A 14573-nucleotide genomic window follows, 5' to 3' on the forward strand; every position below is an offset into this window, starting at 1 on the left:
GTTCCCCAAGCCTCACAAACGAAGGAATTCGGGCGCCAACCCTGGCCTTGCGTCACGGCTTACTTTGCCCAATTCCTGGTCATGAAACTGCGGGTTCACGGCCCAGTCGATTGCCGCCTCCAGCCAGGGGCAGAAGATGGCAAGAAATTCCCTGTAATAGCGTTCAACCGCGGCTTTCCAGGGATTGCCATAGTCGTCGTTTGGCGTTTTCATGACCATTGGACCAACGGCCCAGCGGCAAGTTCCCCGGGGCCGCAAGATTGACTTTATTGCCCTCCTGTCATATAGTCGCAAGTCTTGATCGGGAGAGACCAGCTGCCGCTGGCGCCGAAGGGGCATTACCCAGAAACTCTCAGGCAAAAGGACCGAACAAGGGCCCCATGGGCTAAAACTCTGGAGAGCGGCCCGCCATGGCGCAGGGCCCACCGAAGGGGCGTGCGGGATTACCTTCCCGTTATCTCTCAGGTACCAAGGACAGAGGGGTAGGCGTATTCATGTTTACGTTTATTAACCCCTATTCTCTGCCCTGAGGTATCAATGACGCTCAAAGCAACCCCACTCAACAATGCTCATCGTGCCCTTGGCGCCCGTATGGTCGACTTTGGCGGCTGGGACATGCCGGTCAACTACGGCTCCCAGATCGAAGAGCACCATGCCGTGCGCACCGACGTCGGCATGTTCGACGTGGCCCATATGTGCGTGGTTGACATCAAGGGCGCCAACGTACGTTCCTTCCTGCGCGGCCTGGTCGCCAACAACGTCGACAAACTTCAAGTGTCGGGCAAGGCCCTGTACTCCTGCATGCTGACCCCGGAAGGCACCGTCATCGACGACCTGATCATCTACTTCATCAACGAAGAGTGGTTCCGCCTGGTGGTCAACGCCGGCACCGCGGAAAAAGACATCGCGTGGATGAACAAGCAGAACGAAGCCGCCAAGGCCGGCCTGACCATCACCCAGCGCCGCGACGGCGCCAACGCCATGGCCCTGATCGCCGTGCAAGGCCCGAACGCCCGCGCCAAAGTGTGGGAAGTGATCCCGCAAGCCAAGGAAGCCACCGCTGAAATGAAGCCATTCAACGTGGCCCTGGTGCCAGGCACCGCCTTCGGCGAAGCCATGGTAGCCCGCACCGGCTACACCGGTGAAGACGGCTTCGAAATCGGCGTCGCCGCGGAACAAGCTGAAAACCTGTGGAATGCCCTGAATGCGGCAGGCGTGAAGCCAGCCGGCCTGGGCGCGCGCGACACCCTGCGCCTGGAAGCCGGCATGAACCTGTACGGCCAGGACATGGACGAAACCGTGAACCCGCTGGACGCCGGCCTGGCATGGACCATCGACCTGGTCTCCGAGCGCGACTTCATCGGCAAGGCAGCCCTGCAAGCGAAAGGCCAGAACGCACAATTCGTCGGCCTGATCCTGCGCGAAAAAGGCGGCGTGCTGCGCGCCCACCAGAAAGTCATCGCCTCCAACGGCGAAACTGGCGAAATCACCTCCGGCACCTTCTCCCCTACCATGCAGCAGGCGATCGCGCTGGCGCGCGTGCCGATGGGCGTGAACGTGGGCGACACCGTGCACGTGGAAATCCGCGACAAGAAGCTGGCCGCCACCGTGGTGAAGCTGCCTTTCGTCCGTAACGGTAAAATCCTGGTTGCTTGAGCCAGACCCGTAAAACCAAACAATAACCTTAGCCTTGGAGCCAACATGAGCAACATTCCAGCAGACCTGAAGTACACCGAGTCCCACGAGTGGGTACGCGCTGAAGCGGACGGCACCGTGACCGTCGGCATCACCGAATTCGCGCAAGACGCCCTGGGCGACATCGTGTTCGTCGAGCTGCCAAAAGTAGGCGCCTCCTTCACCGCCGGCGACGACGCCGCCGTGGTGGAATCGGTGAAAGCCGCCTCCGACATCTACGCGCCGGTTTCGGGCGAAGTGGTTGCCGTGAACGACGCCGTAGTCGGCGCGCCTGAATCGATCAACGCCGACGCCTACGCGAACTGGCTGTTCAAGATCAAGCCAAGCGACGCCAACGCCATCAACGGCCTGCTGGACGCCGCTGCTTACGGCAACGTAGCGCACTAATTACCGCATTACCGGGCCCGCTGCGTGCGGGCCTTTTTCACATTCTGGCCAAGAGATTTCCCACCATGACCCGCACCAGCCTGACCCAACTTGAAGCCCGCGATGCCTTCATCGCCCGCCACATCGGCCCGGAAGCCGCAGAACAGCAGCAAATGCTGGACGTGCTCGGCTACGCAACCCGCGCCGCCCTGATCGATGCCATCGTCCCGCCGGGCATCCGCAACAAGAATGACCTGCCGCTGGGCCAGTTCTTCCAGCCGCTGCCGGAGAACGAAGCACTGGCCAAGCTGAAAGGCATCGCTTCCAAGAACAAGGTGCTGAAATCCCTGATCGGCCAGGGCTACTACAACGCCCACACCCCGGGCGTGATCCTGCGTAACATCTTCGAAAACCCAGCCTGGTACACCGCTTACACCCCATACCAGCCGGAGATCTCCCAGGGCCGCCTGGAAGCGATCCTGAACTTCCAGCAGGTGCTGATCGACCTGACCGGCATGGCCATCGCCAACTCGTCCATGCTGGACGAAGGCACCGCCGCTGCCGAAGCCATGACCCTGATCCAGCGCGTCGGCAAGTCGAAGTCGAACACCTTCTACGTCGCCAACGACGTGCTGCCGCAGACCCTGGAAGTGGTGCAGACCCGCGCCGAGCCGCTGGGCATCACCGTCAAGACCTTCGACCCGTCCGAACTGGCCGGCGTGACCGATGCTTTCGGCGTGCTGCTGCAATACCCGGGCGTGAACGGCGTTGTGCACGACTACCGCGCTGCCGTTGAAACGGTCAAAGCTTCCGGTGCCATGGTGATCGTTGCCGCTGACCTGCTGGCCCTGACCATGCTGACGCCTCCAGGCGAATGGGGCGCCGACGTTGTGGTCGGCAACTCGCAGCGCTTCGGCGTACCGCTGGGCTTCGGCGGCCCGCACGCCGGCTACATGGCCACCCGCGACGAATACAAGCGCTCCATGCCAGGCCGCCTGGTTGGCGTGACCGTCGACCAGAACGGCAACAAGGCTTACCGCCTGGCCCTGCAGACCCGCGAACAGCACATCCGCCGCGAAAAAGCGACCTCTAATATCTGTACCGCACAGGTGCTGCTGGCCGTGATGGCTTCGATGTACGCCGTCTACCACGGCCCGAAAGGGCTGAAGCAGATCGCCGAGCGCACCCACCGCTACACCGGCATCCTGGCCGCCAACCTGAAGTCCCTGGGCTACTCGGTCAACGACACCTTCTTCGACACCCTGACTGTCGCCACCGACAAGGCCAACGAACTGCACGCAGCCGCTGTTGCCGCGGGCATCAACCTGCGCAAGATCGACGCCAAGCACGTTGGCGTGTCGCTCGACGAAACCTGCGACCGCGACACCCTGGCAGCGCTGTGGAACGTGTTCAGCGGCGGCAAGGCTGCGCCGGACTTCGACGCAGTTGAAGCATCGGTCGGCGCCAGCTTCCCTGAAGCGCTGGCACGTACCTCCGCTTACCTGGAGCACCCAACCTTCAACCGCTACCACAGCGAAACCGAAATGCTGCGCTACCTGCGCTCCCTGGCCGACAAGGACCTGGCGCTGGACCGCACCATGATCCCGCTGGGCTCCTGCACCATGAAGCTGAACGCCACCAGCGAAATGATCCCGGTGACCTGGCCTGAGTTCTCGTCGATCCACCCGTTCGCACCGAACGACCAGACCGTCGGCTACCGCGAAATGATCGCCCAGCTGGAAGAAATGCTGTGCGCCGTGACCGGCTACGCCGCTGTCTCGCTGCAGCCTAACGCCGGCTCGCAGGGCGAATACGCCGGTCTGCTGGTGATCAAGAAGTACCACGAATCGCGCGGCGAAGGCCACCGCAACATCTGCCTGATTCCATCGTCGGCACACGGAACCAACCCTGCTTCCGCCGCCATGGTGGGCATGCAGGTTGTGGTGACCGCCTGCGACGACAAGGGCAACGTTGACCTGTTAGACCTGAAAGCCAAGGCCGAACAGCACTCCAAGAACCTGGCCTGCGTGATGGTGACCTACCCATCGACCCACGGCGTGTTCGAAGACGGCATCACCGAACTGTGCGAAATCATCCACTCCCACGGCGGCCAGGTTTACGTGGACGGCGCCAATATGAACGCACTGGTTGGCGTGGCCGGCCCAGGCGCGTTCGGCGGCGACGTATCGCACCTGAACCTGCACAAGACCTTCTGCATCCCGCACGGCGGTGGCGGCCCAGGCGTCGGCCCGATCGGCGTTGGCGCACACCTGGCCAAGTTCCTGCCGAACCAGCGCTCCAACGGCTACGTGCGCAGCGAGGACGGCATCGGTTCGATCTCGGCCGCACCGTTCGGCTCCGCATCGATCCTGCCGATCTCCTGGATGTATATCGCCATGATGGGCGGCGAAGGCCTGACCGCAGCCACCGAAACCGCGATCCTGAACGCCAACTACGTCGCACGCCGCCTGGCGCCGCACTTCCCTGTGCTGTACTCGGGCCACGACGGCCTGGTGGCGCACGAGTGCATCCTGGACCTGCGTCCCCTGACCGACGCCACCGGCATCAGCAACGAAGACGTGGCCAAGCGCCTGATGGACTTCGGCTTCCACGCCCCGACCATGAGCTTCCCTGTTCCGGGTACGCTGATGATCGAGCCGACCGAATCCGAGTCCAAGGTTGAACTGGACCGCTTCATCGACGCCATGATCGCCATCCGCGCCGAAATCGCCAAAGTGGAATCGGGCGAATTCGACAAGCTGGACAACCCGCTGAAGTTTGCCCCGCACACCGCTGAAGTGCTGCTGGCAGACAAGTGGGACCGCAAGTACAGCCGCGAAGTGGCCGCCTACCCTGTGCCGTCGCTGCGCAAGCAGAAGTACTGGCCGCCGGTTGGCCGCGCCGACAACGTATACGGCGACCGCAACCTGTTCTGCGCCTGCATTCCAGTCAGCGATTACGCATAAGCGCGCTTGCCGGAAACCGGTGAATCCGGGTCAGACCCAAGGGTCTGACCCTGGTTTACCGGTCTTGAAGGAAACTGAATGAAGCAATCTACCAAAGCAGCCCTGATTTCCGGCCTCGGCTTCCCCGGCCTTGGCCAAATGCTGGTACTGAAGCGCACAGTGCGCGGCCTGGCTTTCATGCTGCCGGCGCTGGCGGTCTTCGGCTGGCTGATGTACGGCGTCTGGAAAGCCACCGCGGTCCTGATGGACCAGGCCCTGAGCGGCGCCCTGCCGCCCGACCCGATCCTCATCGCCCAGCGGCTAACCAAGGCCAGCATCATGCCCGGCACCTCCACGGCAGGCTGGATCCTGCTGGCCTGCTGGGTCGCCAGCATCGTCGACGCGCTGCTGACGCGCGACAAGCCTTAAGCCACGCTGCGCGCCACCCGGGCTGCGCGCTGCACATCCTGTGCTTCGTCATCCCACACCGCGGCCTGGGTAATTTCCTCCGCCCCCACCTGGGCGCCATCGGCGTTAAAGCGCAGCCATGCCAACGCCCCGCCTGGCGTCACGCCGATCGCATGCACGCCGCCGTGATTCGGCGCCGCCATCAGCGCCGCCATCACCAGCGTCGTTGCGATAGGCACAGGCATGCCCCAATGCCCGCCCTGCTTCCGGCACACCAGCCACAGGCCGCCCGCACCGTCGCCATAAGCGAGGTACTCGCCCACCGGGCTCGACTCGCTCCACACCACGCATGCTCCGCCGATATTGGCGACCGGTTGCGGCACGGACTGCCCGCCGCGATAGACGACGATGCTCTCGCCTGCCACAAACACGTCAGGCACGTTCGGCACGTTGGACGGCGCCAGGTGCAGGCTGGACGCTCGGCGCGGCAGGCCCTGGTAGTCGATCGCGATCCCCCAGGAGGCCGCGCGTGAAAAGCTGTTGAAACGCAGGGTGCGGCCGCAAGGCGTATCACTCAGGCGCCAGGCGCCCGGCACGCGATAGCTGCCGATTGCCGACGCCAGCGAGTCAACGCCCTCCTGTTCTTCCCAGGCACTCAACGGGCCTTCCATCGCTGCGTTGAAGTACCAGGTCTTCGCCGCAGTCACCAGCACCATCGGCACGGCGCCCGACTGCAGCAGGCCAAAGGAGATACGCGTGACATCATCCTGCACTTCCGGCACATGGCGCGGCGCCATGCCGCGCATGGTCTCCACCCATGCTGCTTCGTCGAGGTGATTGGGAATGCCGACTGCCACATGCGAGGTCGGCCCGCCGCCGCTGGCCCATGGAGCAACAGCAAGCGCCAGCGCAATGGTGCCATCCGGCGCCTGCTGGACGTCGAGTGCCTGCACCTTGCCCGGCTGGTTCAAAGGCAGCATGCCGCTCAGGTCCGTCTGCGACCAACGGCCGAAGGGGGTGCGGCGGAACATATATAGCGAACGATTGGCGCCAACCGTAAACACCAGCGGCAAGCCTGATGCGTCACGCACTACGAACAGGGGCGAACGGGCCAGGGCCGGTGCTGCGCAAGGGCTGGAACGGTAGCCCGTTTCATACAGCGGCACCAGTTCCTGCCGCACCAGCGCAGGCAGCTCGCGGCCAGCCGTCACCTGGCTGCGCCAATAAGGCATGTCGGCCGGCTGCGACGTATCGTATCGATCGAACACCGCGTTGTAGGCGCGCAGCAGGCGCTCTTTCACGTCCAGTTCCGCCAGTTCCGGGCGCGCCAGCAAATGCAGCGCCAGCTCCGCGCGGCCGCGCACAGCCTCGCCCTGGCAGCTATACAGGGTAGTCCACGACAGCGCCTCGCTCGCCATCGGTTCACGTTGCAGCACAATGCGCGCCACGCGCGCTGCGGCATAACTCAAGGCGCCCGACGCACTGGCGCCGCCCCACTTCCGTACCTGTGCCACCGGCACAGATGTCATCAGCACAGACATGCTTCACTCCCCCAGTTCAATTTCTATGTCACCAGACTCATTGATGCGCAAGTCACGGCACCCCAGCTTGCGCCCTGGGGCCAGCCCCTCGGCAACGGCGGCGAACATGTCGCCGGTAGCCGTTGCCAGGAAACCGGCAATATCCTGTTGAACCGAGGCCAGGCTGGCAGCATTGCCTTCCCACCACAGGTTGATGCGCTGCACATTCAGCAGGTGCGGCAGCGGGTCGGACACCACGTAAATTCCGGTAGTCCCAGCGTCGGTGGCCGGCACACTCTTGCGTGCGAGCGACGCCACGCCCACCCGGCCGTTTTCGACCTGCCACTGCAGTCGCAGCGACCATTGCAGCGTGGCGCGCGCCCAGGCCTTGCCCATATAGCTTCGTTGGCGCGACAGCGGCAGTTCCTGCTTCACGCTGTCCCACTCATAACGGCCCAGCACACTGCTGATGTCGATGGTCGGACGCGGCACGCCATCTGGCCCGGCCTGGCGGCCCATGGTTACCATGCATTGCAGGTCCTGTTCCGACTCGCGGTCGTGCAAGGTACGGTTGGCTTCCTGCCAGTTCAGCAGAACGTGGTCGCGATAGGTCCAGCCATTGCTGTTGCGGATGAAGCGCGCGCGCTCGCCATTGCAGAGCGTCGCCTCGACGCCCGACTTCTCGTTCTGGCATTCCTGCGGATTGACCTGGGCCACGCCATCGCGCGACGCCACATAGTCGGGCAGCGAATCCAGGCGGCGTTGCAGCTTCTCCACCACCATTGGGTAGATGTACTGGCGCAGGAAGCTCTCGCGCCCGATCACGGCGCGGCGCATTGCGGTCTTATTGAGCACCGCCGGAGCCAGGCTGCGCAGCCAGTTTCCAACCGCAGTGATAAAGAATTCCTTCAACGGGCCGTTGTCACACGGCAAATGAGATTTATCCACGTCACATAAAGCCGCCTGCAGCACCAGGCCGCCATATTCGTTGACCGCGGCCGTGAACTCAAGGCGCCAGCCGGCGACCGGCTGACGCAGGATGTCGCGCCGGCCGTAAGCGTTGTAAAAGCGCAAATTCCCTGACGCAAGCGTCAATGTCAGTTGGGCAGTAGTTGGTGCCGCGGAGTCATAACGGATCTCGACAGGACGCAACTCGGCGCGATCCTCGCCTTCGCCGCCGAGGGCCAGGCTGCCCACTTCCATGCTCCCGTAACGGATGTCATTAGGAAACTCGCCGGCCGCCCGCATGGCGTCGATCGTACTCTCCAGCAACTTTCCGGAAGTAAACCAGCTGGCGGACAGCTGTTGCACCGAAGTCGTGGTGTCGGAACCGATTTCGAAAAATACCGCTTTAGTTGTGACCATTTTTGCTTTTAAGAATGTTAAGATTTGGCCGTTTGGCAATGACTGCACTGTAAGAAAAAAAGTCTTCCCTCGCCTTCCGGCAACCTTCCGGAGGCCGGAAGAAAACCTTCCGGACCGGAAGAAATGCTCCGGAAGGTTTCTAAGTCATTGATTTATAAGAGACAGATAAAAAGAAGGTTGAACAGGCCATGGAGTTTCAATTCGGCGACTGGTTGGTCAGTCCAGAAGCCAATATCGTCACCAACGGGGACGCGAAGACGCCGCTCGAGCCGCGCGTAATGGCGGTTCTGCGCTATCTTTGCCGCCACCCCGGGGCGGTAATTCCAGCGGAAGAGATCCTGCAGGCTTGTTGGGGAAGCAACGAGCTGGGCGACAATCCGGTCCACAAAGCCATCACCCAGCTGCGCCGCGCCTTCGGTGATTCGAGCAGCGAACCGCGGTATATCGAGACCATCCGCAAGCGCGGCTATCGCGCAATTGCCCCGGTCTTGCCCCTGGCCGCGCCACCCGCGACCACGTGGGAGGGTGGATCGCCGTTCAGGGGTCTGGAAGCATTCCAGGAAAATCACGCCGCCATCTTCTTCGGTCGCGTGCAAGCGACTGCCCAGCTGCGCGAACTGGTCTTGACCCAAGCTGCCCATGGCTGCCCAATGGGGTTGGTGCTCGGCCCTTCCGGGTCCGGCAAGACTTCCCTGGTCCGTGCTGGCCTGCTGCCACAATTAATGGCAGGCGCCATTCGATCAGATGAACCGATCGGCCTATCCAGCACGGTCTACCTCGACTGCGCCGACCTCGGCAGCGGCACCTTGTTCCAGGCCTTGGCCTGCGTCCTGATCGATGCCGAGATCAACGGTGAGCCACTATTCCCCGGTGCCAGCGCTGACGGCCTCGGCAGTCGCTTGGCTTCCGAGCCTGAGGCCGTCGCAGCAGAACTGCGCGAACGCGCCTGTCAGCGCACGGCCGTTGGCGTGTTTGTCGACCGCCTCGAGGCCATTTTCCGTGCGCAACCAGGCGAAGCTGACCGCTTTATGGAAGTGATTGAATCGTTAGCGAAATCAAATTGTCTGCTGTTGCTAATGGCTTGCCGCAATGACTTCTATCCGGAAGTGATGGCCCAGCCAGTACTGCTTGCGTTGAAATCGCGCGGAGGCCACTTTGACGTTTTGCCGCCTGAAGGTGCCGACATCGCGCAGATCGTCCGCCAACCCGCCCTGGCGGCGAATCTGACCTTTGAAAAAGACCTGTCGACAGGGGCGAGCCTTGATGACGTGCTTTGTGATGCCGCGCGCGGCAACCCCGATACGCTCCCTTTGCTCCAATACTGTTTGAATGAGCTATATCGTCAAAGAAGCGAAGAAGCACAACTAAGGTTTGCAGTCTACCAAGAATTAGGAGGGATCGATGGGGCCGTTGGCGTACGTGCGGAGCAAGTTGTTGGCCGCCTTTCAGAAGCGCAACTCGATGCACTGCCACGCGTTTTATCGTTGTTGGTAAGTATCGGCGAAGATCAAACTACTGTCACCTCACGCCGTAGCCCACTTTCCATGCTTCGGACTGAGGATGAGCGCGAATTGGTACGGGTTATGGTTGAGGCCCGACTTTTTGTCAGCGAATTGGCTGGCCAAGTTCCGAGCTTTGGCGTTGCCCATGAAGCGCTTCTGCGGCGCTGGCCACGTGTATCTATGTGGATCGATGGACATCGCCAGGCATTGCAGTTGCGCACTCGCTTGCGCGGCCAGGCGGAGCGCTGGCTGCAAGGGGGCCACCGGACCGATCTGCTAATTCCACAAGGGATTCAAACACACCAGGCGGCAGAATTGCTGCGCTTGCCGGACTTCGCCCTCGCACCACTTGAGCTTGAATTTATCCGGCAATCGATCTCGCGCGCGAAGATCCGCGAACGCATCAACGTCACAGTGCTTACTGTCATTGCATTACTGGCTATCCTCTCCGCAGTCCTGGGTGTTAGTGCTCGAAATTCACAACGCGAGTCGGAAGAGCATCGAATTGAAGCCGAAGGGCTAATGGGCTACATGCTGGGTGAATTTGTCGAAAAAGTTCGGCCGCTAGGGCGACTTGAACTCTTAGATGACGTTAGCGGTCGGGCACTTCAGTATTTGACCACAACCAAACATTCAGCGGCAACATCTGAATCTGTAGTTCAAAGAGTCAAGGCCTTGCAAGTTATCGCTGAAGTTAATCTAGCTCGGGCCAATCCGGCAAAAGCGAAAGAAGCTTTGCTGACAGCACGGGAGCTCTTGCATTCGCGGGGAATGGCTGGGAGCGACGACAAATTGCACCTTAAGAATATCGGTGCCAATGCCTACTGGCTCGGCTTGGTGCACCTCAGGCAGCGGGAATTTGAGGCTGCAGAACGTTATTTCCATGAATACAAAGCCGCCAGCGAAAAATGGCAGGCAATCGCGCCGGAAGACTTGGATGCTATCACTGAACTAGCCTATAGCCATAGCAACCTAGGTACTGTCGCGCTGCGACAAGGCAATCTCGAGCGTGCCTCCTTATTTTTCACCACGTCGGTCCGACTTAAAGAGAAGGCGCTAGTCAACCACAGAACCGCGGAGCTTTCGGCAGGCCTCGCCAACAGTATCGTTGGGCTTGCTGCGGTGAAGGTTCGCCTTGGCCACCTTTCGGAAGCTTATGACTTGTACAAACAATCAGAACAATTGCTTCAGGAGCTCCTCCTCCAAACCCCTAATAACGCCACGTGGCAATTTAGGTTGAGCAATACACTGCGCTATCAGGGCGAACTAAATATTGCTATGGGGCAATCAGCTATTGGCACAGACAAGTACCGTCAAGCAAATGTCATTCTTACTCGACTCGTTGAACAAGACTCGAGTAACCAAGATTGGTTCTACACGTTAGCGGAAAACCAATTCCGCATAATTCGTGAAGAGTCGGCATCGAAAGATTTGGCTTCAACAATAACTAGACTCGACATCCTGCTTAAGGGTATCGCCAGCACCCGTACTGCTGCACCACAGTTGTCGGTCGCAGGCGCGCTTAAGGGTCGCATCGACAATATGAAGGGCGAGGTATTTTTGGCTGCTAAACAACCACATGCAGCGAAAGAGCGCTTTGACGCAGCGGCCCTTGAATTAGGAGGTTTGCTCGACAAGAACAAGTCCGATCCTTTGCTGCTTGAAAACTATACCCTCGCGTTGCTCGGACGTGCACGGGCTCGGGGCTGGAACTCTCCAGACTCGCAGGAGGATTGTGCTCGAGCCCTGAATGTTCTAAAGACGTCGAACGGCGACCTCCGCGATTTCCATTTCATTATTCCAACTGCACTGGCAAATCGTTGCCTCGGAAATAGCTCCAAACTCGCAGAGGAAAAAGGAAAATTAAGCCAAATAGCGTATCGTGACGAGCGCTACCTTCGTATGATTTCGTCACAATAATGATAGAAAAGAGGACTCCCATGTCAAAACTTCAAAACGCGCCTGAAACTTCACCAGTAATTCAAGTTCAAGTAACTGCAATTCCATCCATTGATCCAGCTACAAAGAAGGTGAAGTACGACACCACCTTTACACCAGAATCGATCAAGGTGACTAAACCTGACACTATCCTTAGCTACGAGTTGGTAGCACCAACGCCTGCTGGAGTGCAATTCAAATCAGTGAAGGTAAAAGGCAAAAAGCCTGAACAGATCAGCGCGCCTACCATCAGCCAAAGCGGAAAAGTGATGGTAATGACTGACGCTAACTCATTTAAGGAAGTATTAAATCTCACAATCCGCTTCAAGGATTCAGACGCCCTTGAATTTGATGTCGATCCTGAGGTAGAAAACGATCCAGGACATGACATGTCGGATGCGCCAATCGCCATGGTGATGTTAGAGCCGGAAGAAGGCAACGACCCCGGGCACTGAGACTGCCCGAGCGCAAACATTTCAGCGGGACTATGATCTAGAAAGTCCCGCCGCATCTGCGCATTTTTCCCGACCACGATGGCCCCATTGAGGAGATCACTCGCCAGCATCGCCGGCAAGATGATCCACCTACCGCAACAACAACTGTGTAGAAACAAATTGGGGATAACTCGCCATGATTCCACCTGTCACTTTTTTGCCAACTATCAGCGATCTTGCCGATGGTGTCCTTGAAATGTATGTCGACGGTGAGTCTCCAGGTAACCAATCCAACATCTAAGCCAGCGTGCATGGATCGGCCATCGACAACAATTCGGAAGGCAAAGGGTCAGCGCATATTGTCCAAAGCACCACGAACACTGCCAGTCCGGGGCGCCGCATCGCTTGCGTTTTTGGCTGCACAGCGTCGAATTACAGCCCAATAGGATGGGGCCAAGCAGTCATTGTCTTCAAAGTAGCCGCGCTCACGTAACAGTTTGTGCAACGCTGGCAGTTTATAGCCAGGCACAGTTGCAGCCATGTGGTGTTCAACGTGGTAATTGACGAAGTTGGGGGCGACCAGCAAACGCGCGAGCGGACCGGCCAACGTGGTCGCTGTGTTGCGGCGCGGGTCTCGGTCCATATGATCGGGCACGCCGCCATGCTCGCCCATCACGCGCAAGCGCAGCAACAGCGGAAAAACGAAGAGCTGGCCAAGCCACCAGCATGCGTAAACCTCTGGCACACCCAATGCCCACAGCACGGCGATGATCAGCCCATGCATAACGAATACCGGATACAGCGCACCGCGATCGGTCGGCTGGAATTGGTAGACAATTCCCTTCACGCCGTTCACGCCGGAGATGTCGCGCAATAGTTTTCGGAGCAGGCTGGCGCGCGTGGCGGGATAGCCTTTGACAAAAGCCAGGTCTGGGTCGGCGCCAGTGCCGGCCGCACGATGGTGTTCCAAATGCCCACGTCGATATGCAGCATAAGGTACGTTTGGCAGGGCGCCGAAAATCCACTTGCCCATCCATTGGTTCACTTTGCGAGAAGTGAAGAAATTCAGATGCGCGGCATCGTGCGTAAGAATCGCGAAGCCGAGCGCTCGGCCGGCGAGCAGCACACTAGCGAGTATCCAGGCGATCGGGTGATGCCAAACCGCGGGTAGCGCGAATCCGGCTGCGACCAGCGCCACGTTGACAAGCACGGCGCGGGAAGCACGCCAGTTGTCGGCAGTAGTGAAGGCCCGAAGCTCTTGCCTGTCGATGTAGGAGAGGATGTTCATGTGGCCATCCTAGCGCTGCACGCAGCAGATCATGGTACATTATTCGTCATGCGACGCACTTTTTCCGCCACACCGACAAGCATCTACATCGACCACAACTGCTGGGCTGGCGGCGTCATGCTGATTCGCGAGTTGCTCGCGGTCGCAGGGACGTTGAACGCGCGCGAGGTCGATTTGCACGCTGCAGCAATGTTCGATGTGACCCTGGTCGGGCCTACCTTGCAGCCAGTCCGTTCCTTCACGGGGCCGCCACTGCTACCGGAGCGCAGCTTGCGCAATGCCCAAATAGCCGGCGTTCTGGTGCTGCCATCCTTCTACGGCGACGTGCCAGCCAGCCCTTCCCTACTGCGCTGGATCGTCAGGCACTACGAAGCAGGCAGCTGCGTCCTCGCTTCGGCCAGTGGCGTGCGATTGCTGGCGGCAACTGGCTTGCTCGATGGGCGTGATGCCACGTGCAACCTGGCGGACCGGCGCGCAATCGCCGCCGCGCGTCCAGCGGTACGCCTGTCGCCGCAATCGCCACTCGTCGTTGATGGCAGGCTGATCACAGCGGCCAGCATCACGCCAACCATCGACGCTTGCGCCCACTTGGTAAAGCGTTTCCATGGCGAGAAAGCTGCGCTGAAGTTTGCTCGCTATGCCAACTCGGCGCGCCAGTTGGCAGACGTCGGCGTGGCAAGCGGGCACCACGAACACGGCGACGCCCGCATCCAGGCCGCGCAACAGTATATTGAACAACATAGCTGCGCTGGCATCACACCCGACGACGTGGCGCGCCATATCGCCATGAGCCAGCGCAACCTGGCGCGGCGTTTCAGCGCGGCGCTCGGCGTCACGCCGGTGCAGTACATTCTTCAATGCCGAATCGAGCAGGCCAAGCGCCTGTTGGCAAAACCAAGCGCTGGTTTGCGACGCGTTGCGATTGAAACCGGTTTCAGCGACGAGGCCGTTTTCCGCCGCGCGTTCAAGCAGGTGACGGGCCAGGCGCCCAGTGCCTGGCGAACGTTGCTCGGCAATTAATGGATGTTGTTTATCAGTGCTGATGGTGCCTGCTGCACTGTACATTCCCGCATGGCAATGCCACCATGTGAATACACCTAGAAAACAAACCA

At 60.2% G+C, this 14573-nt stretch carries 11 protein-coding genes and 2 riboswitches; of the genes, 7 read left to right on the forward strand and 4 right to left on the reverse strand.

Going from position 1 to position 14573, the window contains the following annotated elements; all coding sequences use genetic code 11:
* Window positions 1–12: 12 nt before the first annotated feature.
* Entirely contained in the window at window positions 13–213 is a 201-nt protein-coding gene (locus tag ACN9MY_RS18525; protein WP_426335922.1) for a hypothetical protein, read from the reverse strand.
* Between the two features lie 79 nt (window positions 214–292).
* Window positions 293–378, forward strand: a riboswitch (glycine riboswitch).
* 5 nt (window positions 379–383) lie between these two features.
* Window positions 384–488, forward strand: a riboswitch (glycine riboswitch).
* 49 nt (window positions 489–537) lie between these two features.
* On the opposite strand from ACN9MY_RS18525, the gene gcvT reads away from it, so the two are divergent.
* The 4 genes from gcvT to ACN9MY_RS18545 all read left to right on the forward strand — a co-directional run bounded on the left by gcvT (window position 538) and on the right by ACN9MY_RS18545 (window position 5435).
* On the forward strand, window positions 538–1656 hold the full coding sequence (gene gcvT, locus ACN9MY_RS18530; protein WP_426335923.1) for a glycine cleavage system aminomethyltransferase GcvT: 1119 nt from the start codon (window positions 538–540) through the stop codon (window positions 1654–1656).
* Between the two features lie 45 nt (window positions 1657–1701).
* Window positions 1702–2082, forward strand: coding sequence for a glycine cleavage system protein GcvH (gcvH, locus tag ACN9MY_RS18535; RefSeq protein ID WP_426335924.1), 381 nt, complete (start codon window positions 1702–1704; stop codon window positions 2080–2082).
* Between the two features lie 65 nt (window positions 2083–2147).
* Window positions 2148–5027 (forward strand): aminomethyl-transferring glycine dehydrogenase, encoded by a 2880-nt coding sequence (gene gcvP, locus ACN9MY_RS18540; RefSeq protein WP_426335925.1) that lies wholly within the window; start codon window positions 2148–2150, stop codon window positions 5025–5027.
* A 78-nt stretch (window positions 5028–5105) separates the two neighbouring features.
* On the forward strand, window positions 5106–5435 hold the full coding sequence (locus tag ACN9MY_RS18545) for a hypothetical protein (protein WP_426318248.1): 330 nt from the start codon (window positions 5106–5108) through the stop codon (window positions 5433–5435).
* On the opposite strand, the gene ACN9MY_RS18550 is transcribed toward ACN9MY_RS18545, so the two are convergent.
* Complete coding sequence (locus tag ACN9MY_RS18550; protein WP_426335926.1) at window positions 5432–6955, reverse strand: hypothetical protein; 1524 nt, start codon at window positions 6953–6955, stop codon at window positions 5432–5434. The two genes, ACN9MY_RS18545 and ACN9MY_RS18550, sit on opposite strands and share 4 nt — an antisense overlap.
* Before the next feature lie 3 nt (window positions 6956–6958).
* Window positions 6959–8299 carry a hypothetical protein gene (locus ACN9MY_RS18555; protein ID WP_426161964.1) on the reverse strand — a complete coding sequence of 447 codons (1341 nt, stop codon included), beginning with the start codon at window positions 8297–8299 and terminating at the stop codon, window positions 6959–6961.
* 188 nt (window positions 8300–8487) lie between these two features.
* On the opposite strand from ACN9MY_RS18555, the gene ACN9MY_RS18560 reads away from it, so the two are divergent.
* Both ACN9MY_RS18560 and ACN9MY_RS18565 read left to right on the forward strand, forming a co-directional pair.
* On the forward strand, window positions 8488–11721 hold the full coding sequence (locus ACN9MY_RS18560; RefSeq protein ID WP_426335927.1) for a winged helix-turn-helix domain-containing protein: 3234 nt from the start codon (window positions 8488–8490) through the stop codon (window positions 11719–11721).
* 20 nt (window positions 11722–11741) lie between these two features.
* Window positions 11742–12194: a hypothetical protein gene (locus tag ACN9MY_RS18565; RefSeq protein ID WP_426318251.1), complete on the forward strand. Its 453-nt coding sequence runs from the start codon at window positions 11742–11744 to the stop codon at window positions 12192–12194.
* A 328-nt stretch (window positions 12195–12522) separates the two neighbouring features.
* Here ACN9MY_RS18565 and ACN9MY_RS18570 read toward each other — a convergent pair whose 3' ends face one another.
* A complete protein-coding gene (locus ACN9MY_RS18570; protein ID WP_426335928.1) occupies window positions 12523–13461 on the reverse strand; it encodes a fatty acid desaturase family protein in 939 nt (312 codons plus the stop codon).
* Between the two features lie 48 nt (window positions 13462–13509).
* On the opposite strand from ACN9MY_RS18570, the gene ACN9MY_RS18575 reads away from it, so the two are divergent.
* Window positions 13510–14481: a GlxA family transcriptional regulator gene (locus ACN9MY_RS18575; protein WP_426335929.1), complete on the forward strand. Its 972-nt coding sequence runs from the start codon at window positions 13510–13512 to the stop codon at window positions 14479–14481.
* The last annotated feature ends 92 nt before the right edge of the window (window positions 14482–14573 follow it).

This window comes from Pseudoduganella sp. R-31, from assembly GCF_049913235.1.
GTDB lineage: Bacteria > Pseudomonadota > Gammaproteobacteria > Burkholderiales > Burkholderiaceae_D > Rugamonas.